Here is an 18,957-nt window from a genome sequence, read left to right on the forward strand (position 1 = left end):
CTCTCCCCCACTGGTGGCATGCACTCATTGTAGCCGCACCGGCACGTCAAATGGCTTGATTTGGGTCAGATCGCCACGTCGATCACTTTAATCTGAGTATTGACTTGATTTAAAGTTAACACTAATTTTAGTGCTACTATAGAGAACTCTACCAGACTGCAGATGCCGGAAACAGTCATATGGCCTTGTTCCGGCCTGCATCCTGCTCAGGGAACTGACGTCATGGCGACCAACGACATCCCACTGCGAGAACGCAAGGCGGCCCGCACCCGCCTGAACCTGGCCCGGGCCCTGGCCGGCCAACTGGCGCGCCACAGCCTGGACGAGGTGGCGGTGCGCGACCTGTGCGCCGAGATAGAGATCTCCGAGGCGACCTTTTTCAATTACTTTCCCCGCAAGACCGACCTGCTGGCCTACCTGGGCCGGCTCTGGACCCTGGAACTGCAATGGCATGCCAGCCAGGCCGCGGCGGAAAAGCCCGGGCTGGCCGCGATCGAGGCGGTGTTCCAGGCCGCGGCCAGGCGAGTTCAGGCCGAGCCCCAGGCCTGGGGCGAGTGGATCGCCTGGCAGGCGCAGCAACGGGAGAAACGCGAGGAGGAGCCGCTCACTCAGGCGGAAAAACGCCTCGGCTTTCCCGACTGCGCAGGCATCGAGACGCTGGCCGAGCAGCGCCTGGACGGCCTGCTGGCACAGCAACTCACGCGCGCGATCGAGCGCGGCGAACTGCCGGCCAACACGCCCGTGCCGGTGGTGATGGCAGCCTTGATCGCCCAGTTCTACGGCGTGATCCTGATCCTCAAGCAGGCCCAGCCCGGCGCCATCGGCGGCCAGTTCCGCCAGCAGCTGCAGCTGCTGTGGGCCGGCATCCGGGAACTGACCCGGAGCGGGACGAACGCCTGAGCCGGACGCCTATTCGACCACCTTCCAGCTGCCGTCGGGCTGGCGGCAGGCCGTGCCGTAGACCTGCTCGGTACGGCCGCCGATCTGGGCATCGATGGTGTACTCCCGGCAGGGACCGCTGCTGGTCTCGTAGGTGCGGGTGGGTGTGACCGCATACTGATAGCCGGTATCCGGGTTCTGCCAGGTGGAGGTCACGCCGGTACGCACCGTCTCCAGGGTGCCGGCGGTCTTCATGCGGTCGACCTCGTCCATGGACTGGCCAATCGCGCCGCCGATGGCCGCGCCCGCCAGGGTACCGGCAATGATGGCCGCGGTACGGCCGCGCCCGCCGCCGACCTCCGAGCCCAGCACACCGCCGAGGATACCGCCGATCACCATCCCCGCCTGTTCCTGCGGCCCCTGGTAGGTGGCGCAGCCGCCCACCCCGAGCGTGGCGGCCAGTACCAACGCTGTGAAATAGCCCTTGCTCATCGCCTTCATCTCCGCAATTCATCCGTTTCGATTGCTCAAGCATAGCCGAGCCGCGAGGTGTTGAAACGCCCGGCAGCGATTCATTGCAGACAGGTTGATGCGGATCAAACCCGGACCCCGGGCGTCGGACCCGGCTGAACTATCCCGCCTGGCCGCTGTCATTGTTCTGATCGCCTGCGCGGTCCATTGTTGTCGCGCCGAAGCGCCGGGTCTGCCAGGGACTGATTCGACGCTGCCGCACGTCATAACCCTACCCTGACCTGCGTACCCGGGAGTCTCATGAAACCGCATCATCCGCTTTCGGCCCTGATCCTGCTCGGCGGTCTGTGCCTGTCACTGGCGGCCGCACTGCGCGCCGAGGAGCCTGCCGGTCCGGTCGTGATCGTGGCCGAGGCCAGCGAGGAAGGCTTCAGCGAAGCCATCGAGGCACTCGGCACCCTGCGCGCCAATGAATCGGTGGTGCTCACGGCAACGGTGACCGAGACCATCCGCGCCCTCCACTTCGACGACGGCGACCGGGTCGAGGCCGGCCAGCTGCTGGTCGAACTCGAGCGCGGCGAGGAGCAGGCCCAGCTGGCCGAGGCCCGTGCCACCCTGGAGGAGGCTCACCGCCAGTACCGGCGGGTGGAATCGCTCGAAGCGCAGGACAAGGCCTCCCGCTCCCTGCTCGACGAACGCCGGCGGGAATGGGAAACCGCCCGCGCGCGGGTCACCGCCATCGAATCGCGCCTCGCTGATCGGATGATCCGGGCGCCGTTCGCCGGCGTGCTGGGGCTGCGCGACATCAGCGTCGGCGACCTGGTCACCCCCGGCGATCCGCTTGTCACCCTGGATGACGACGCGGTGATGAAGCTGGAGTTCACCGTCCCCGCGACCTTCCTGGCCGTGGTGGAGCCGGGGCTGGTGATCGAGGCCACCAGCCCGGCCTGGCCCGGCGAGACCTTCACCGGCGAGATCAAGGCGGTGGACAGCCGCATCGATCCGACCACCCGCGCCGTGCGGGTCCGCGCCCTGCTGCCCAACCCCGGACACCGGCTCAAGCCCGGGCTGCTGATGCAGGTCGAGATACGCCGGCCCGACCGCCGGGCCCTGTTCATTCCGGAAGAGGCGCTGATGCCGCAGGGCGAGCGCCAGTTCGTGCTGCGCGTGGACCGCAATGATAACAACAAAGTAGTGCGCCAGGAGGTCGGCATCGGCGCCCGCCGGCCGGGGCGGGTGGAGATCAACTCCGGCCTGGCGCCGGGTGATGCCGTCATCACCCACGGCACCCAGAAGGCACGTCCGGGCCAGCCGGTGCGCATCGGCGCCGTGGACGACGGCAGCCGACCGCTGGCGCAGCTGCTGCAGTCGCTGGACTCGGACGGCAGCGACGGATGATCCTGTCCGATCTCTCCATCACCCGGCCGGTCCTGGCCTCGGTGCTGTCGCTGCTGCTCATCGCCTTCGGGCTGATGTCCTTCGACCGCCTGCCCTTGCGCGAATATCCCGACATCGATCCGCCGGTGGTCTCGGTCGAGACCCTCTACCCGGGTGCGGCGGCCAACGTGGTGGAAAACCGCATCACCGAACTGATAGAGGACCGCATCTCGGGCGTGGAGGGCATCCGCTTCATCCAGTCGACCAGCGAGGATGGCCGCTCGGTGATCAACATCGAGTTCAGCACCGACCGCGACATCGACGCCGCCGCCAACGACGTGCGCGACCGGGTCTCGGGCGTGCTCGACGACCTGCCCGAGGAGGCCGACCCGCCGGAGATCCAGAAGGTCGACAGCAACGAAGACGTCATCATGTGGCTGAACCTCGCCGGCGAGGGCATGAGCGTGCCGGAGTTGACCGACTACGCCGAGCGCTACCTGCTGGACCGCTTCTCGGCCCTGGACGGCGTGGCGCGGGTGCGGGTCGGCGGCGGCCAGAGCTATGCCATGCGCATCTGGCTCGATCGTCAGGCGCTTGCCGCGCGCGACCTGACTGTCGCCGACGTCGAGGCCGCACTGCGCGCCGAGAACCTGGAACTGCCGGCCGGCAGCCTGGATTCCGCCCTGCGCCAGTTCACCGTACGCACCGAGCGCAGCTTCCGCACCGCCGAGGAGTTCCAGCGCCTGGTGCTGTCCCGCGGAAGCGACGGCCACCTGGTGCGGCTGGGCGATGTGGCCCGGGTCGAGCGCGGCACGGTCGAGGACCGGCTGTTCTTCCGCGGCAACGGCGTGCCCATGGTGGGCGTGGGTATCATCAAGCAGTCCACCGCCAACACCCTGGCCGTGGCCGAGGCGGCCAAGGCCGAGATGGCGCGCATCAACGCCGGCCTGCCCGAGGGGCTGGCACTCAAGCAGAGCTATGACAGTTCGGTGTTCGTCTCCGGCGCCATCAACGAGGTCTACAAGACCCTGTTCATCGCCATCGGCATGGTGATCGGGGTGATCTACCTGTTCCTGGGCAGTGCGCGGGCCATGCTGGTGCCGGCGGTCACGGTACCGGTGTCGCTGGTGGCCACCTTCATGGTGCTGCTGGCGCTGAACTTCTCCATCAACATCTTCACCCTGCTGGCACTGGTGCTGGCCATCGGCCTGGTGGTCGACGACGCCATCGTGGTGATCGAGAACATCCACCGGCGCATCGAGCAGTACGGCGAGTCGCGCCTGGTGGCCGCCTTTCGCGGCACCCGCCAGGTCGGCTTCGCGGTCATCGCCACCACCATTGTGCTGATCTCGGTGTTCGTCCCCATCGCCTTCCTGCGCGGCGACATCGGCCGGCTGTTCTCCGAGTTCGCCCTGACCATGGCCGCGGCGGTGGCCTTCTCCAGCTTCGTCGCACTCACCCTCTCGGCCATGCTGGCCTCCAAGCTGCTGCCTGAATCCGGCAGTCGGGCACGCCTGGCGCATGCCGTGGACCGCGCCTTCGACCGGGTGCGGCGCGGCTATCACGCCCTGCTGCAGGGCGCGCTCAATCACGCCTGGGCGGTGGGGCTGGTCTTCGCCGGCATCCTCGGCAGTTCATTGTGGCTGCTGGAGCGGATCCCGGACGAGTACGCCCCCAGGGAGGACCGGGGCGTGTTCTACCTCATGGTCTCCGGACCGGAGGGCGCCTCCTATGATTACATCTCGACCTACATGACCGAGATCGAACGGCGCATGATGCCGCTGGTCGAGGCCGGCGAGATCAGCCGCCTGCTGGTGCGCGCCCCGCGCGCCTTCGGCAACTTCGAGATCTTCAACACCGGCATCGCCATCAATGTGCTCAGCGACTGGTCGCAGCGCCGCTCGGCCTGGGACATCATGGACGACGCCCGCCAGCGGCTGTCGGACCTGCCCGGGGTGCGGGTGTTCCCGGTCATGCGCCAGGGCTTCGGGGCGCGGGTGCAGAAGCCGGTGCAGTTCGTCATCGGCGGCGGCACCTATGCGGAACTGGCCGAATGGCGCGACATCCTGGTGGAGAGAATCGAGGCCGACAATCCCGGCCTGGTGGGTCTCGACTGGGACTACAAGGAGACCAAGCCGCAGCTGCGAGTGGTGATCGACTACGACCGCGCCGCCGAACTGGGCGTGACCGTAGGCAGCATCGGCCGCACCCTGGAGTCCATGCTCGGCTCGCGCCGGGTGACGACCTATATCGACGCCGGCCAGGAATACGATGTCATCATCGAGGGCGAGCGCGAGAGCCAGCGCACCCCGAACGACATGGATAACATCTATGTGCGCTCCGAACGCAGCGGCCGCCTGATCCCGCTCGCCAACCTGGTGCAGCTGGAGGAGTTCGCCGACTCGCTCAGTCTCAACCGCTACAACCGGGTGCGCTCCATCACCCTGGAGGCGAACCTGGCCGAGGGCGCGGCGCTGGGCCAGGTGCTTGACCGGCTCGAGGCCATGGCGCGCGAGCACCTGCCGGGCAGCGTCATCATCGACTACAAGGGCCAGTCGCGCGACTACAAGTTCGCCGGCGACTCCATCCTGTTCGCCTTCATCCTCGGCATCGCGGTGGTGTTCCTGGTGCTGGCCGCCCAGTTCGAGAGCTGGGTCCATCCGCTGGTGATCATCTTCACCGTGCCGCTGGCCATGGTCGGCGCCCTGCTGGGGCTCTACTTCTCCGGCCAGACGCTCAACCTCTACAGCCAGATCGGCCTGATCATGCTGGTGGGTCTGGCGGCCAAGAACGGCATCCTGATCGTGGAATTCGCCAACCAGCTGCGCGATGCCGGCCAGCCGTTCCGCGAGGCGCTGGTGGAGGCCGCCGACACCCGCCTGCGCCCGATCATCATGACCGGCATCACCACCGCCGCCGGCTCACTGCCGCTGCTGCTGTCCAGCGGTGCCGGCAGCGAGACCCGCACCGTGATCGGCACCGTCATCATGGCCGGCATCCTGTCGGCGACCCTGTTCACCCTGTTCGTGGTGCCGGTGGCCTACGACCGCCTGGCCCGGCGCACCGGCTCCCCGCAGCGGGTACAGCGGCGGCTGGAGGCGGAACTGGCGAAGGAAGAGAAATGAGTGGGAATTGGCGCGCCCGAAGGGGTGAGCGGGACCGTTCGTCCAGGGGACGAACGCAGCCCGGCGAACGCCCCGCAGGGGCCGGGAATCGCGAGGGTGCGGCAATGGAATTGGCGCGCCCTCCGGAAGGACAGCGGGGGTACAACACGGGACAGAGAACCTGGACCGGCTGTGTGCGTTCTTTGACTGCAAAATCCAAGACTTGGTGGAATACGTGTCGAAAGAAAACGTCCTAAAAGAGGATTAGAAACACCTAAAAGCCCCCGCGGCCATCACGACGCCTTGCAGAGTCATACAGATTTTACTAGTTGATCGATACGCTCAGAAACTGCCTCAAGGTCTTGTTTAATTTCGTGTTCCCAGACATGTACGACCCGCCAGCCCATCGCTCTCAACGTTTGGTCAACCTCTGCGTCTCTCCGGATATTGCGCGCAATCTTGGCAGCCCAGTATTCCTGATTGGTCTTCGGCATAGTTCCATGCAGAGGGCAGCCATGCCAAAAACAGCCGTCCACAAACACCACAATCTTTCGCTGCGTAAAGACTATGTCGGGGTGCCCCGGGAGCTGCAGGTGGAGCCTGTATCGCAATCCTCGCTGCCAAAGAGCGCGCCTCAATGCCACCTCAGGCCCTGTGTTGCGTTGCTTTACTCGGCCCATGAGCCGGCTCCTTTCCGGAGTGGTCTTCAACGCTGACCGCTTCTTGGGCGCTCCTTTCTTTCTCTTGTACAATCTCGCTTGGCCTATTATTCCCGGTCGATTAGTATTCAGGGTAACGCACGCAAATGGCAAATAGGGCAATAAGGAATGCCAGGGACAGAAATCACCACTTCCGAAGCAGAGGATTCCTCAAAAACCCAAGAGCGCGCGCGTCAGGCTGCTGAGGCACTGATTGACGACTATCATCGCCAAGGTGGGTGCCTTGAATTAGCGCAAGTAGAGCGAATACTGGACCGAAGGGCGCTTGATTCGGATGAGTGTCAATACGTCTATGAATACCTCGAAGAGAAAAACATTGACATTCTGCTCCCTGAAGATGAAGAAGACGAAGACGATGACTTAGACGAAGAAGAAATCTCACTCTACGATTCCACGAAAAATATTAAAACCAGTTCACCGATACTAGATTGGCTCCAGCCCGTTTCCCGCGCGGCGCCCTTGCTGACACCGGAGCAGGAGGTAGAGCTAGGCCGCCAAATTGCTTTAGGACGAATCGTCCAAGCCGAAAGTGACGTCCAAAGCCCCTCAGTCACCCCCCACGGTCGATTGATGATCGTTCGTGCCGAACAAGCGCGTGTTCGCATGATGTTAGCGAATCTCCGTCTTGTCGTGAGCATTGCAAGGAAGTATCTAGGAGGCTCTGGTCTAGATATCGATGACTTAATCCAGGAGGGTGTAATCGGACTCATGTCTGCGGTCGAAAAGTTCGATCACACACTAGGCTACCGATTCTCTACCTACGCAACCTGGTGGATCCGACAAGCGATAACCCGCGCGATCGCCAACACCGGAAGAACTGTTCGATTCCCCGTTCATATTGACATTAAAGTACGTAGGTTACGACGGGCTGCTCGCTGGTTACGTCACATTAATGATGGTCGCCGGCCATCCCTATTCGAACTCGAACAGGAGCTTGCGTGGGATCGCGCCACGATCAAAGCTATTTGGGATCTTGCTGACACCTATGCGGTTTCAATCTACGAAGGTGAAGAAAGGGACGACCGAACATCGATCATTGAGTCGCTCACAAGCGACGAACCCGGTCCGGATGCCGCTCTTGAGGAACGCGAACGCTCTGATTATTTATATCAATTGCTCGAAGGACTCACTCCTCGTGAGAAAGAAGTACTGGCACTAAGGTACGGACTTGACACGAATCAAGAGTGGACTCTCGAAATGATCGGCCAGAAACTCGGGGTAACGCGCGAGCGCATTCGACAGATCCAAAACAAGGCCATCGAGAAGCTTTCGCGCAGCGCAAAGCGGGAAGCCAATGAACTCGACGCCAGTTTATCAAAAGCCATAACCTCGCCGGAATCCCACTAAGTATCGAGTACGGACATGGAAATCTACGAAGCTGCCGAGCGGTTTATAGGATGGATGGAACGACGGGTAGTAACAGCTGCCCGCGGCGACAACTTCCAAGAATTAGATGTGGAGCCATCTGGTAAGTTTTGGCTGGGTCGTTTGGCGTCGGAAGAATACGTTGAACTAAACAAGCTGGGAGAGAGAGGCGAACGCCTTGCGCCTTGTGCAATAGGAATTCGCCTACGACCCATGGGCCAGGGACACCTTAGGTTTTCCGTAAAAGTTTCGTTCAGTGTATGGCTCAAAGAGGATGACGGTAGATGGAGGAAGCACGGCCCCGTCAATGAAACGATTTCCGTCTCATTGCCGCTCGACGATGAAACAAGGGAAAAAACCTTCGGCCGCGACATTCTAGCCCAAGCAGCGACCAGAGCGACTGGAGAGGCAGGATACATGCCCGAAATCCGCACAGAAGTGGTTTCTTTGCCCGGGGCACCTGATGAACTCGTTGTAAGCTTGGTCAATGCTACGCCAAAGGAAGTAGCCGCTCTGTCAGATGTAAACCTCTTCGAGTGCTGGATTGAAATCGACGGCATTGAAACGACTCCGTACGCACTAGAGGCCCTCCCCGACTCCTTCCGATATAACCGAGACATACCTGCATATGGGATCAATTGTGGAATAGAGACGCGTTCTCCCGGAGTATTCCGCACCACCGATGTGGTCTCGGCGGAAAAAAGCAGGCCGCAATACTGGTCAGCGCCTACAGATCAACCCGATTTCTCCTTCGAGACACTTTCGACGAACCCGCTTATTCCTGCACGGGCCTTATTGGAGGCCTTGAGCGCATGGGGCGAAGCATCATGGAGCGCCGAAAGCCTGGATGAACGACAACATGTTCATGAATGGACCAGTGAGATGCGGTCTCAGGCAGACGGCGAAGCCAATCAATTCAAGCACGAACTGGACAGGCTACGCGAAGGCATTGAGCTCCTTGAGACTGATGCGACACTGGAAAGAGCATTTCGCCTCGCAAATCGATCCATCAAGTATTCGTCCTCGGGAAAGTATGAGGGTTGGCGCCCATTTCAGCTGGCTTTTCTTCTGTCAAACCTTTCTTCAATCGTGGATTCTAAGCAGGAGCCGGAAACAGCCGATATTGTTTGGTTCGCGACTGGCGGGGGCAAGACCGAGACATATCTCGGATTGATTGTCACTGCTGCACTGTACGATCGTCTCACTGGTAAGCTCTCAGGTGTCACCGCTTGGAGCCGTTTCCCATTGCGGATGCTGTCACTGCAGCAGACCCAGCGTTTCGCAGATGCTATAGCTGGGGCGGAACTGGTACGTCGCGAAGAGAACATCCCGGGCGACCCATTTTCCGTGGGGTTCCTTGTTGGACAAGGGGCGACTCCGAACAGAGTTCGTCCGGATCCACCCGCAAGCGACCCAGTTGATCCTGATGACCCGAACATGCCGGCCCGGTATCAGGTACTCTCTAAATGCCCATTTTGCCACCAAGATTCGATCCAAATGGGATTTAATCGGCGATCTTGGAAGCTCGATCATCGCTGTACGAACGACACTTGCGCCTGGGGCCACAATGCGCTCCCCTTCTATGTGGTAGATGAAGAAATTTACAGATTTCTTCCTACTGTCATCGTTGGCACGTTAGACAAAGCCGCATCGATATCTATGCAGGCCGCCATGCGCGGCCTCGTAGGCGCACCCGCCGGCAAGTGCTCTATCCAAGGCCATGGATACACCTATGCGCCACGAAGCAGTAGACCGAAGGGCTGTTTAGTTCCGGGATGTCGCGCTGAATCAGAAGCTCTAGACCAGGCGCCAGAACGCTTTGGCCCGACATTCCGTTTGCAGGACGAACTCCATTTGCTCCGAGACAGCCTTGGTGCCGTGGACTCGCATTACGAAGCCCTGTATGACGACCTACAGCAATCGATCTGCGGGCGAAAACCGAAAATCCTGGCGTCTTCGGCGACGCTAACGGGGTACGAAAAACAAGTGGATGTATTGTATCGCCGAAAGGCGAGGGTTTTTCCGCTACCGGGGCCCTCGACGGACGAGGGTTTTTGGACCTCTGCATCGAATAAACTCATGAGACGCTATGTCTCCTTGGCGCCACGAGGCGTGACACTTGAATACGCGGTCGACAGGACTCTAACCGAGCTACAGCTCGCGATCAGAGAGTTCATCGACAACCCCGGCCCAATATGCGACGAGATCGGCATTGAACGACGATTTGTTGATCAACTCATTCTAATCTACGGGACAGACGTAGTTTACGGGAATAATTTGCGTGACCTGGATGCGGTGATGCGCTCGCTTGAAACCCAGGTCCGCGTAGGAGAGGACAAGACCGTCAAGACCGCATCGTTGACCAGCAAACTTCCCTTTGACGAGGTCAGAAAAACGCTTTCACGTCTCGAGCAACCTGAGACGGACTTTGAAGATCGCCTACATGTAATCACAGCATCATCAATGATGTCACATGGCGTCGATATTGAACGTCTCAATAAGATGGTCATGCTCGGGTTACCGCTAGGAACGGCGGAATTTATCCAAGCGACGGCTCGTGTCGGACGAACTTGGCCAGGGCTTGTAATCGTGATCCCGAAAATGGCGAGAGAACGGGACGCAGGGGTATATCGGTCTTTTGGAAAATTTGTCGAACAAGGCGACCGATTCGTCGAACCGATACCGATCACGCGGCGGAGTAAACGGGTCCTCGAACGCACAGTATCGGGACTTGAACTTGCTCGTATATTGGCAATACACGAACCAGAAGCTAATGGGTCTCTGACAACGGTCGCGAAGCTCCGTGAGTTCGAAGCTAAAGGCGACATTACCCGCGAGCACGAATTGTCTTCACTCGTTCGAATGCTTCAGTTGAGCGAGGCGCTTGACCTCCCCTTAAAAAATGAACTCGAAGCTTGGATTGACGACTTTTTCCACAACCTCCGCGATCCTGGCGGCACGTTCCGTTACCCGTCTGACCTTTCCCCGACAGGGGATCCAATGCTTTCACTCCGAGATGTCGAAGAACAAGTCCCCGTCTATGGAGAGGAACTGGGATGAAGGAACAGCGTAGTTCTAGTCAAATTCTATTTGGCTTCTTACCCGAGCAGACTGTTGACCTGAAAGGGGGCGTTTGGAAGGTAAAAGAGTGGCGTACCCCAATGCTGAGAACTGAGGTGGACTCAGAAAGCTTGCGTCGCGAGCTGATCCGTCAAGCGATGCCTTGGCACAACGCAGGCATGGACGGGCAGTTCGTTGAAAACCTGCTGCGAGGCTGGGGCGTTAGAGTATACTCAGTAGACAAAAGCAACGGGGTAAAGGTTGAGCCGTTTCCGCGACTCTGGATGTGCAAGTCATGTAGACGGCTACATCGGTCTGCCGACACACGGTGCCCGTGTGGATCGCCAGGTCGTTTCGGACAGCTCCCATTTGTTGGATTCCACGATAAATGTGGAAACCTCAAAGCACCCTGGATCAGAAGATGTCCAGAGCATCAACAGGTCCGCGTAAATTGGCCAGGAACCGCATCGTCCTCCGAGATAGTTTTTGATTGTCCGGTTTGCAACACGAGATTGCAAAAAGGGTTTGGCCCTGCTCGATGCGACTGCGGCGACGGGTTTCTTTCTTTTAATGTACACCGCTCTTCTGCCGTCTACACGCCAAAGAGCGTGGTGATAGTCAACCCACCTTCACAAGATAAGATTAACAAGATTACGCGGGCTGGCGGGCCGCCAAGGGCACTCGATTGGGTTCTCGACGGAATGCGATCCACCAGCATCGACGATGCCGCGAGCCTCGACTCCTTGCGCCAACAGTTGCTTGAGAGCGGACTGCCCGAAAAGGTAGTGGAACAGATGCTTGCAACGGCAGAACAGTCTGGCGAGGTTAAGTCAGGAGGCCCAGGCTCGCAGCTCTCGGCGACCGCCCGTGAGGAAGCCGAGAATCAGGCGGTGACTATCGCTTTGGCATTTTCTGAATCTCGTGGAAGGGTAGAAGACCTAATCAATGCAACGGACCCGGCTTCCGAGTTAGGGGCGCTTTATCGCGACCAATATCGCTTGGCAATGAAACAGGCGGGCGTGATTTCAGTGGATTTAGTAGAGAAGTTTCCCGTAATGACAGGAAATTTCGGCTACTTGAGAGGCGATGGTAGCCCGGAAAAAAGCCGTCTAATGCCTTTCCGACGCGGCGCATCAAGAGATTATGTTGTTTATGGCGAAATTGCGCAGACGGAGGCGCTATTCGTAAGACTGGATCCGTTAAAGGTACTCAAATGGCTCAATTCGAAAGGCCATCCTATCGCTTGGAGCGAGGATCTCACACAGGCTCACTTGAATATATTGGAGGCCACCAGGCTCCCAGCGCTTGACGAGAATCCTGCCGAATGCGACGTGGGCGCCGACTTATTAACGCTAATACATACGTTTACCCATCGGTTTATTCGGATTGCCGCAGTATATGCAGGGATCGATCGCGATGCTTTGTCTGAGTTACTTGTTCCCTTGCATCTCGGGTTCTTCGTCTATGCTGCTGCGCGGGGAGATTTCGTACTGGGCGGCCTACAAGCGGTATTCGAAACAGAACTCGACAAACTCTTGCATGCGTTCGTACATGAAGATCATCGGTGCGCACTAGACCCGGGTTGCATCAATTCTGGAGGGGCGTGCATGGCATGCCTCCACTTGGGGGAGCCTTCGTGTAGATATTTCAACAGGTTCTTGGACCGGACGACACTGACAGGAAAAGACGGCTACTTATTTTTAGTTTGATGTTCTTTGAAAGCTAACGCCGGTATTTCTTTACTTGGAGCAAAGGCGCTCTAAGCTACAGAACCGTTATTATCCAATAGAGATTAATAGCGAGCTGTTCCATGGGAAGGAGCTGCCGTTGAACACGAGCGCAATAGACGTCGCCACGTATAGGGCTCTATCCGAGAGAGGACGGATTACTAAGTCACCGAGATCCTTCGTTCAGATAGCGTTCTATTTCCAGCCGATGGCCTTTCGCATACCAGGAGAAGAAAGAACAAAAAGCAGGCTTTTGGCTCGGCTCATGCCCACATAAGGCATAGACAGCTCGCATGCTGAATCATCATTATTAGTGCTTGCAAGCACCAATATCACTGCATCGGACTCAAGGCCTTTAAATCGCTTAATGGTCTCTGCCACAACACCGACCTTGCCGTATTCTGTAAACGAATACTCACCAATTCCGATCTCCCTCAGGCTTTCAATATATGTTTTGTTATCGCTGAGCACGGTGATTTGATCGGGACGAAGTCCTTCCTCGTACAATAGTCGTTCCACGACCTGCTCTACAAGAGCCGTACTTCCGGAGCCCGGGCGATAATCGTAGTGAATCGCGGGAGGGCCATCGATACCTCGCGTCTTGATTGACTCACCGAAAACCCCCGATACGCGCTCCGCGATCTGATTTGTGTTTCTACAGTTGGTATCCAACGGAAATACAGGCCAATGATCTGGTATTCCCCAGTTACGCCCATACATTTCTTGGTGCGAATCGGCAAAGACGTAGAAAGGCGTATTTTCATCATCCGGAGTCATCATGGACAATGCCGCGATCCAATCTCGCGAAAAGTCCTGACCCTCATCCACAATGATAGCATCGAATCGGGTACCATTAGCCTGCGCTGCTGCAACGAGTGATTCAGGAGCGTCGATCTCCCACCATAAATCATCAGGCTCTGGAGGAGGGCTCTTGGAGGCGGCCGCCATCTCGGAAAAGCAAAGCGAGTGGAAGGTCGAAACGGTTACATTCGGGTCGCCATCGAACTCCTCGTTAAGCCACCGAGACAATAGGGTATTGTAGCAAACCAGTAGAACCTGGTGACCTTCCTGAGAGAACAACTTCGCACGATGAGCTGCAAGCAGAGTTTTTCCTGTTCCTGCACCTCCAGTCACTAGGGCTTTCCGAATTTTTCTTAACATACTGAAAGCATGGACCTGCTGATCCGTAAGCTGGAGGAGACCTCTCTCTGAATCCGTAACGTCATCTTTGAGCCGGCGTTTGACGGTTACTGTTGGCGCAAGCAACTGCCGGATTTTCTTCATAGTCGCCGGTGCAATATGAGCGTTTTCCTTCCAGTGATTGAGTAGTCTTTGAACCATCTCAGCTGGATAATCCAAGTCGTTCTTACTCCACACAATCTCCAGCGGACCATAGGTACCGATCGATTTATCGACAGTCGCACCCGGAAAGCACACACCGTGGAGGATAGGTACCGTGTTCGTCGGGATAGAGAGTTCCTTTAGGTAATTCAAAAGCGCATATTTTGATGCGGTCGCTTGGGTGAATGGGTTCTTTATGCTTTCCAGCGTTCCTTTCTGGCTATGGCGTGAGAACCATTGTCCGTCTTCGATTATTATTTCCTCACCGCCCTTAACTTCAATGACGATAAGCCCGTGTTCAGGGTGCATGAGGATAAAGTCAGCCTCTCCATCCCCTTGGCGTCCGTTACGGAGAGATTGCCAAGCGACTGAGTGAAAAATTGTCCACTCATCATTAAGACGTTCTAGGGACTCCCTCACGAGGATCTCGGAATAGGGAGTACGAGGCTGCACTGAAGCTGGGAGAATTCTAGCCATATCCCTTGGGCATGTTGCCTTCCGCAGATGGCGGCTCAGCAGATGAGGGCGTCACCGATTTCGCCGATATGTTTTCGCAAGCTCAAACCGATCACTTCGCCTAATCGTACGGGCACCGCATTTCCAATCAATCGCCCGACCGTGCGGAATTCTGGTGACTGATCCGACGGGCAGAACTTGTAGTCGGGAGGAAACGTCTGAAATATTGCGGCTTCTCGTAGAGAGATTGCCCTGTCTTGAATAGGATGACCGAATCGACCATTACCATAGCCATAGCAAAGCGTAGTCATTGTGGGAGCTGGCAAATCTTCCCGCATGCGCCCGTATACGCTGTAGTACCGCTCGCCCGATTTCCGTTTGTGACAATCGGTTATCAAATTGTCGGGCCAGTCTGACCAGCTACCGCCTTGGATGGAGTTTTGAATACGTTTCAGATTAATTTCCGAGAGTTTTGCCGCTTTGTGAAGTGCGTCTTCTGAATCTGCCTGCCCAGCTTTGAGTTCAGGTAACTTGCCAATAGCATCACGCACGGTGACGAATTGCGACGGCTCATGAGTAGGATCTATTAATTTCGGTGAACCCAATCTGGATGCGATCAATACCAGGCGATTTCGGCTCTGAGGGATACCATACCGAGGACACTCGAGGACTTGATAGTCGAACTCATAATCAAGCTCTACGAGTGTGGACAAAAAGTCGTGAAAAACGCGATGTTTTACCAGGTTCGGCACATTCTCCATGGTTACCAGATCAGGGCTGGATTCTCGAATCAAGCGCGCGAACTCCGTGAGAAGGCTCCACTTATTATCGCCTTTGATCGCCTTATTACCCTGCATGTACTGCGAGAATGGCTGGCACGGGGCGCAACCGGCTAGCAGTGAAACCCCACCATCCCATTGCTCGCACAATTCACCCCCAGTCAATAACGAAACATCCCTACTCTCGAAGCGAGCCGGGGCATTGTTTTCTTCATAGGGAAAAGCGCAGGCTTTATCGAGATCGTAACCAACTCGTACATCTATCCCTGCCGACAACAGGCCGTGAGTGAGGCCACCCGCTCCGCAGAACAAATCCACAGCTCGGATCTGCGTAGAGGCCTTTTGGCCAGCGGTCAGCTTTTTCTTTTTAGCCATCCTACAGGAGATTCTTGAAGTGCTATCGCGATGATTTTAAACGAAGCCCAGCAAGCGAGCTACACGTCTCATTCCCGGAACAACTGTATCAGTCACCAGGATTAATTAGCGATAGTGGCGACGCACCAATTGCGTTGCCTAAGATTAGTTTAGGCACTGGATGGGCACAATTTGGGCACAAAAATCCCGGCGCGGGGACCGAAATCTCTGTAAATCATTGATAAATATGGCGCGCCCGAAGGGATTCGAACCCCTGACTTCCACCTCCGGAGGGTGGCGCTCTATCCAGCTGAGCTACGGGCGCTAAACGAGTGGTAGTTTATCATGTATGTGGGGAGTCCTGATCGCCCTTGCGGGCGATACGGGTGGCGCTCACGCGGCTGCGCCGCTTCCCCGGCCCGAACGCAGGCGTTCGGGCGTTCGCCTCTGGCAAGGCCATGTTAAATGGCCTTGCCTTCGCTGCGCGAATCGCAGCTCACCCAGCTGAGCTACGGGCGCTAAACGAGTGGTAGTTTATCATGTATATGGGGAATCCTGATCGCCCTTGCGGGCGATACGGGCGGCGCTCGCGCGGCTGCGCCGCTTCCCCGGCCCGAACGCAGGCGTCCGGGCGTTCGCCTCTGGCAAGGCCATGTTAAATGGTCTTGCCTTCGCTGCGCGAATCGCGGCTCACCCAGCTGAGCTACGGGCGCTAAACGAGTGGCAGTTTATCATGTATGTGGGGAGTCCTGATCGCCCTTGCGGGCGATACGGGCGGCGCTCGCGCGGCTGCGCCGCTTCCCCGGCCCGAACGCAGGCGTCCGGGCGTTCGCCTCTGGCAAGGCCATGTTAAATGGCCTTGCCTTCGCTGCGCGAATCGCGGCTCACCCAGCTGAGCTACGGGCGCGGAAACGATGTAGTTTACTGCGCCCGGCCCGCGCGGTCCATGCCGCTGGCCTGTCAGGGATAAACGAACACATCAGGAGAAGAGTTCCCTCTCCCCTGGTGGGAGAGGGTCAGGGTGAGGGGGCGAGGGAGTGTCCTCAGGCCTGATCGTCGAACAGACTGCCGATCATCTCATCGACCGTCTTGACCACTTGCGCCGACGCCTGTCCCTGCAACTCGTAAGTCTTGAGCTCCACCAGGGCACCGGCCAGCCCGGCGGGCGATTCGGCCTGCAGCTGGCCGGTACCGGCAATCTGTCCGGCTGTGTCGCGCATCCCCGCCAGGCTGCGGTTCAGCCCCAGCAGGCCGAGTTGCATGGCGTTGTCGATCTTCATTGCCTCTCTCCCGCCATCTCAGGCGAATACGTCCAGCATACCGCCCCGCGTCCCTTCCGGGCGCTCGGCGCCCTGCCCCTGGGCCGGGTCACGCTGCTGCGGCTGCTCGCTGGCCGCCTCGCCGCGCTGGGCGGGCTGGACCGGGCGCGCGCTTTCCTGCGCCGGTCTGGCCTGGGGCGGGCGCAGCGGTTCCGGGCTGTTCGGCGGCAACGGGGCCGCACCAGGATGCACATTCATTGCATGCAAGCCACTGTTGTTCAAACAAATCCTGGGGTACCCGGTTCCGCTCCGGCGGCCTGCACGCGTCCCTGGGCGGGCCTGGAGTCCTTCCTGAAGGGGTTAGCGGCGGAGCCGGCCCTGACTTGAACCCTGATGGCCCGGGCCGCGCGGTTTTCCGCCGCGGGCCTTTCTCGTTATACTCACGCGCCTTGAGCCGGAATCGGCACGGATTTGACTCACGATGGAGAGGAACCGATGTATAAGGTGACATGCGCGAATTTCACACGCTTTGGCAGCACCCTGCTGCTGGGGCTGTTCCTGGCCGCCGGCGTCCAGGCCGCTGACGATCCCATGCAGGCGGAGAACATCGAAGCCCAGATCGCGCCCGTCGGAACGGTCAAGGTCGCCGGCAAGTCGGCCGCCGGCGAGGCGGACGCGGCGGCCGAGACCGGCGGCGGTGCCACCCGCAGCGGCAGCGACATCTACAACAACTTCTGCATCGCCTGCCACGGCAGTGGTGTTGCCGGCGCGCCCAAGACCGGCGACAACGCCGCCTGGGCGCCGCGCGCCGGGAAGGGCCTCGACGGCCTGCTGGAAACGGCCACCAACGGCCTGAACGCCATGCCGCCCAAAGGCACCTGCGCCGACTGCTCGGCCGATGAACTGCGCGGCGCGATCGCCTACATGCTCAACGAAAGCGGCATCGAGGCCGAGGCCGGTACTGCCGCAGCCGCAGCCTCTGCCGAGCCCGCAGCCCCGGCGAAGGCTGCAGCAGCCGAAAGCGGCGGCGTCGACGAGGCGCGCGCCAAGGAGATCTATCAGAGCAAGTGCTTCGCCTGCCACGGCACCGGCGCGGCCGGCGCCCCGGTGCTGGGCAAGGCCGACGCCTGGGCCCCGCGCATCGACAAGGGCATGGACACCCTGGTCAAGCATGCCGTCGAGGGCTTCAATGCGATGCCGCCCATGGGCACCTGCATGGACTGCTCCGAGGCCGAGATCCGCGCCGTGGTCGAGCACATGGTGGCCGAAAGCCAGTAAGCCTGAGCATCGGGCATGAAAAAAACCCCGCCCGGGTGACCGCGGCGGGGTTTTTTCATGCCCGGGTTCAGCCCGGCCGGCGCAGCAGATCCACCCGGATGGGCATGAGGAAGCGCGCACCCTCGGGGCCCTGATGCTGCTCGAACGTCCTGCGGACCCTGTCATGGAGTTCGGGGGCGAGTTCATGCCGGGTATGGGTGACATTCAGCACCCGCTGCTCGAAGTCGGCGAAATCGGCAAACGCCATCCGGGTCTGGAAGAAGTGCTGGCCGGCCAGTTCCAGCAGACCGGCCTCCACCGCCTGCCGCACCGCGGCAAAGGCCGCCTCGCGCACCTCGCGCTCATCATGGAACAGGCGCAGCACCTCGTTGAAATCGCCCGCGTAGACCGGCTCGGAGATGTAGGCCATACCCCCCGGACGCAGCACCCGGGCAATCTCGCCCATGGCCGTGTCCATGAGCTCAACCGGCACGTGGTGCAGGGATTTGAACATCATCACGATGTCGGCACTGGCATCTTCTGCCGGGATGGCCTCGGCCCCGGCATGGACGAAGGTCACACCCGGCAGGTCGTCAATGGCGAGATTCTTCTCGTGCTGCACCGTATCGACTTCGCAGGCCAGGATGGACCCTGGGCGTCCGGTTCCCGCAATGGCGCGGGTGTGCTGCGCGGCACCGCAGCCAAGTTCGATGATCCCGGCGCCATCCAGCGGCAGCAGTTCGGTGTAGACATCGAATTCATCCACCACCAGCCCCGGTTCGGGATTATGTATATGCATGGTTACTGAC

General features: G+C 59.3%; 14 protein-coding genes and 1 tRNA gene. 7 read left to right on the forward strand and 8 right to left on the reverse strand.

Features of this window, described 5'->3' with window-relative positions; all coding sequences use genetic code 11:
- Positions 1-222: 222 nt before the first annotated feature.
- Positions 223-900, forward strand: coding sequence for a TetR/AcrR family transcriptional regulator (locus CFK21_RS00705; protein WP_157745208.1), 678 nt, complete (start codon positions 223-225; stop codon positions 898-900).
- Between the two features lie 9 nt (positions 901-909).
- On the opposite strand, the gene CFK21_RS00710 is transcribed toward CFK21_RS00705, so the two are convergent.
- A complete protein-coding gene (locus tag CFK21_RS00710; protein WP_096367429.1) occupies positions 910-1,371 on the reverse strand; it encodes an RT0821/Lpp0805 family surface protein in 462 nt (153 codons plus the stop codon).
- Positions 1,372-1,650: 279 nt separating this feature from the next.
- Between CFK21_RS00710 and CFK21_RS00715 the strand changes: the two genes are divergently transcribed.
- Positions 1,651-2,748, forward strand: coding sequence for an efflux RND transporter periplasmic adaptor subunit (locus tag CFK21_RS00715; RefSeq protein WP_096363751.1), 1,098 nt, complete (start codon positions 1,651-1,653; stop codon positions 2,746-2,748).
- On the forward strand, positions 2,745-5,852 hold the full coding sequence (locus CFK21_RS00720; protein WP_096363753.1) for an efflux RND transporter permease subunit: 3,108 nt from the start codon (positions 2,745-2,747) through the stop codon (positions 5,850-5,852). The genes CFK21_RS00715 and CFK21_RS00720 overlap by 4 nt, the downstream gene beginning before the upstream one ends.
- Before the next feature lie 290 nt (positions 5,853-6,142).
- On the opposite strand, the gene CFK21_RS00725 is transcribed toward CFK21_RS00720, so the two are convergent.
- Positions 6,143-6,511 carry a very short patch repair endonuclease gene (locus CFK21_RS00725; protein WP_096363755.1) on the reverse strand — a complete coding sequence of 123 codons (369 nt, stop codon included), beginning with the start codon at positions 6,509-6,511 and terminating at the stop codon, positions 6,143-6,145.
- Positions 6,512-6,658: 147 nt separating this feature from the next.
- On the opposite strand from CFK21_RS00725, the gene CFK21_RS00730 reads away from it, so the two are divergent.
- The 3 genes from CFK21_RS00730 to CFK21_RS15680 are packed head-to-tail and all read left to right on the forward strand — an operon-like array spanning position 6,659 to position 12,684.
- Entirely contained in the window at positions 6,659-7,897 is a 1,239-nt protein-coding gene (locus tag CFK21_RS00730) for a sigma-70 family RNA polymerase sigma factor (protein ID WP_096363757.1), read from the forward strand.
- Between the two features lie 15 nt (positions 7,898-7,912).
- Positions 7,913-10,975 (forward strand): helicase-related protein, encoded by a 3,063-nt coding sequence (locus tag CFK21_RS00735; RefSeq protein ID WP_096363759.1) that lies wholly within the window; start codon positions 7,913-7,915, stop codon positions 10,973-10,975.
- Positions 10,972-12,684: a hypothetical protein gene (locus tag CFK21_RS15680; RefSeq protein ID WP_096363761.1), complete on the forward strand. Its 1,713-nt coding sequence runs from the start codon at positions 10,972-10,974 to the stop codon at positions 12,682-12,684. The genes CFK21_RS00735 and CFK21_RS15680 overlap by 4 nt, the downstream gene beginning before the upstream one ends.
- A gap of 213 nt (positions 12,685-12,897) precedes the next feature.
- Here CFK21_RS15680 and CFK21_RS00745 read toward each other — a convergent pair whose 3' ends face one another.
- The 5 genes from CFK21_RS00745 to CFK21_RS00765 form a co-directional block, all read right to left on the reverse strand.
- Positions 12,898-14,520, reverse strand: coding sequence for an AAA family ATPase (locus CFK21_RS00745; RefSeq protein ID WP_096363763.1), 1,623 nt, complete (start codon positions 14,518-14,520; stop codon positions 12,898-12,900).
- Positions 14,521-14,555: 35 nt separating this feature from the next.
- Positions 14,556-15,653: a DNA cytosine methyltransferase gene (locus CFK21_RS00750; RefSeq protein WP_096363765.1), complete on the reverse strand. Its 1,098-nt coding sequence runs from the start codon at positions 15,651-15,653 to the stop codon at positions 14,556-14,558.
- 227 nt (positions 15,654-15,880) lie between these two features.
- Positions 15,881-15,957, reverse strand: a tRNA-Arg gene (locus CFK21_RS00755).
- Positions 15,958-16,675: 718 nt separating this feature from the next.
- Complete coding sequence (locus CFK21_RS00760) at positions 16,676-16,912, reverse strand: flagellar biosynthesis protein FlgE (protein WP_096363767.1); 237 nt, start codon at positions 16,910-16,912, stop codon at positions 16,676-16,678.
- A gap of 18 nt (positions 16,913-16,930) precedes the next feature.
- On the reverse strand, positions 16,931-17,149 hold the full coding sequence (locus tag CFK21_RS00765) for a hypothetical protein (RefSeq protein ID WP_157745210.1): 219 nt from the start codon (positions 17,147-17,149) through the stop codon (positions 16,931-16,933).
- A gap of 237 nt (positions 17,150-17,386) precedes the next feature.
- On the opposite strand from CFK21_RS00765, the gene CFK21_RS00770 reads away from it, so the two are divergent.
- Positions 17,387-18,169, forward strand: a complete 783-nt coding sequence (locus CFK21_RS00770; protein ID WP_096363771.1) for a c-type cytochrome — start codon at positions 17,387-17,389, stop codon at positions 18,167-18,169.
- Between the two features lie 67 nt (positions 18,170-18,236).
- Here CFK21_RS00770 and CFK21_RS00775 read toward each other — a convergent pair whose 3' ends face one another.
- The gene (locus tag CFK21_RS00775) at positions 18,237-18,947 is read right to left on the reverse strand and encodes a class I SAM-dependent methyltransferase (protein WP_096363773.1); all 711 of its coding nucleotides are present in this window, start codon (positions 18,945-18,947) and stop codon (positions 18,237-18,239) included.
- Positions 18,948-18,957: the final 10 nt, after the last annotated feature.

Source organism: Thiohalobacter thiocyanaticus (assembly GCF_002356355.1).
In the GTDB taxonomy this organism is placed as follows: domain Bacteria; phylum Pseudomonadota; class Gammaproteobacteria; order Thiohalobacterales; family Thiohalobacteraceae; genus Thiohalobacter; species Thiohalobacter thiocyanaticus_A.

Coding starts and splice junctions, on each gene's coding strand:
- CFK21_RS00705 (WP_157745208.1), top strand. CDS start 223: ATGGCGACCAACGACATCCCACTGCGAGAACGCAAGGCGGCCCGCACC.
- CFK21_RS00710 (WP_096367429.1), bottom strand. CDS start 1,371: ATGAGCAAGGGCTATTTCACAGCGTTGGTACTGGCCGCCACGCTCGGG.
- CFK21_RS00715 (WP_096363751.1), top strand. CDS start 1,651: ATGAAACCGCATCATCCGCTTTCGGCCCTGATCCTGCTCGGCGGTCTG.
- CFK21_RS00720 (WP_096363753.1), top strand. CDS start 2,745: ATGATCCTGTCCGATCTCTCCATCACCCGGCCGGTCCTGGCCTCGGTG.
- CFK21_RS00725 (WP_096363755.1), bottom strand. CDS start 6,511: ATGGGCCGAGTAAAGCAACGCAACACAGGGCCTGAGGTGGCATTGAGG.
- CFK21_RS00730 (WP_096363757.1), top strand. CDS start 6,659: ATGCCAGGGACAGAAATCACCACTTCCGAAGCAGAGGATTCCTCAAAA.
- CFK21_RS00735 (WP_096363759.1), top strand. CDS start 7,913: ATGGAAATCTACGAAGCTGCCGAGCGGTTTATAGGATGGATGGAACGA.
- CFK21_RS15680 (WP_096363761.1), top strand. CDS start 10,972: ATGAAGGAACAGCGTAGTTCTAGTCAAATTCTATTTGGCTTCTTACCC.
- CFK21_RS00745 (WP_096363763.1), bottom strand. CDS start 14,520: ATGGCTAGAATTCTCCCAGCTTCAGTGCAGCCTCGTACTCCCTATTCC.
- CFK21_RS00750 (WP_096363765.1), bottom strand. CDS start 15,653: ATGGCTAAAAAGAAAAAGCTGACCGCTGGCCAAAAGGCCTCTACGCAG.
- CFK21_RS00760 (WP_096363767.1), bottom strand. CDS start 16,912: ATGAAGATCGACAACGCCATGCAACTCGGCCTGCTGGGGCTGAACCGC.
- CFK21_RS00765 (WP_157745210.1), bottom strand. CDS start 17,149: ATGAATGTGCATCCTGGTGCGGCCCCGTTGCCGCCGAACAGCCCGGAA.
- CFK21_RS00770 (WP_096363771.1), top strand. CDS start 17,387: ATGTATAAGGTGACATGCGCGAATTTCACACGCTTTGGCAGCACCCTG.
- CFK21_RS00775 (WP_096363773.1), bottom strand. CDS start 18,947: ATGCATATACATAATCCCGAACCGGGGCTGGTGGTGGATGAATTCGAT.